Origin of the sequence: Pseudomonas floridensis (assembly GCF_002087235.1) — a bacterium.
Taxonomy (GTDB): domain Bacteria; phylum Pseudomonadota; class Gammaproteobacteria; order Pseudomonadales; family Pseudomonadaceae; genus Aquipseudomonas; species Aquipseudomonas floridensis.
In genome coordinates this window covers 1-1,181 of sequence record NZ_MUIO01000231.1, presented here as the reverse complement: position 1 = coordinate 1,181, position 1,181 = coordinate 1, and the positions used below count along the sequence as shown (strand labels likewise).

Genomic DNA, 1,181 nt, shown 5'->3' with positions numbered 1-1,181 from the left:
GCAAAAATCGACAATCCTGATAAAGCACTTCGTCCACGCTGTAGCCGGTCAGGGCCGCGAAGCCTTTGTTGGCATAGATGAGGATGTTGTCATCGCCTTCCTGTTCGGCCACGACAATCCCGTCGGTCGATGCATCTATCACCAGTTGCAGCAATTTTGCGCTGATCATGACGTGGCTGCTCCGAGCAGATTTCAGAATCGCATTCTAGAGGCTGTCGATGCCCGCGTGCGAGTCGGCGTCCTTCGGGGCTGAAATGGCGGACACCTCTGGGGCATACTGTGGCCCTTTTTAATGCTGCCAAAGGATGAGTCATGAGAGTCGCGATTGTGTGCGGTTCGGTCTACGGATCGGCCGAAGAAGTGGCCCGGCATGCAGGCGGGCTGCTGCGCGCAGCCGGTCACGAGACACTGCTCAACCCGCGCATCACGCTGCCGGAACTGCTGGCGTTCGAGCCGCAGGCGTTGCTGGCCGTGACCTCGACCACCGGCATGGGCGAACTGCCGGACAATATCATGCCGGTCTACTCCCAACTGCGTGATCAATTGCCAGCCGCACTGCGCGGCCTGCCAGGCGGAGTGATCGGTCTGGGTGATGCCAGTTATGGCGATACGTTCTGCGCCGGTGGCGAGCAGATGCGCGAGTTGTTTGCCGAACTGGGCATCCATCAGGTGCAGGCGATGCTGCAACTGGATGCCAGTGAAAGCGTGACGCCGGAAAGCGACGCCGAGCCCTGGCTGGCGGATTTCATTGCGCATCTGGGCTGAAGTCATCCCGCTGCGTTATTGAGCACCATTCAGCAGCGGCTGTAATGATTGTGAGCGGCGCGCGCGTGTTCGACACTCAGGGCATTACGTCACTCTGACAGTGGAGCCAGCAATGAGCGAATCCGTGCGTTTTGAAGATAAGGTCGTCGTCGTGACGGGAGCGGGCGGCGGTCTTGGACGAGCCCATGCGCTGCTGTTCGCGAAACACGGCGCCCGGGTGGTCGTCAACGATCTGGGCGGATCGGCGCACGGGGAAGGCGCCAATGCCTCGGCTGCCGACCGCGTGGTGGCCGAGATCCGGGAAGCGGGCGGCACCGCAGTCGCTAATCACGACTCGGTGACCGACGGCGCACACATCATCCAGCACGCCCTGGATGCGTTCGGCCGCATTGACGTCGTGGTCAACAACGCTGGCA

The 1,181-nt window shown here is 61.4% G+C and carries 3 protein-coding genes; 2 read left to right on the top strand and 1 reads right to left on the bottom strand.

From position 1 onward, the window contains the following. Positions 1-169: PAS domain-containing protein (locus BZK31_RS28500; RefSeq protein WP_157900833.1), on the bottom strand; the 169-nt coding region annotated here is incomplete at its 3' end. Between the two features lie 143 nt (positions 170-312). Here BZK31_RS28500 and BZK31_RS28495 point away from each other — a divergent pair. Both BZK31_RS28495 and BZK31_RS28490 read left to right on the top strand, forming a co-directional pair. Continuing rightward, complete coding sequence (locus tag BZK31_RS28495; protein ID WP_083186470.1) at positions 313-765, top strand: flavodoxin; 453 nt, start codon at positions 313-315, stop codon at positions 763-765. 112 nt (positions 766-877) lie between these two features. Beyond that, positions 878-1,181 (top strand): SDR family NAD(P)-dependent oxidoreductase (locus tag BZK31_RS28490; RefSeq protein WP_157900832.1); only part of this gene is annotated, 304 nt, incomplete at its 3' end.

What these genes read in the sequence shown, in the direction of transcription:
- BZK31_RS28495 (WP_083186470.1), top strand. Translation starts at nt 313, where the DNA reads ATGAGAGTCGCGATTGTGTGCGGTTCGGTCTACGGATCGGCCGAAGAA.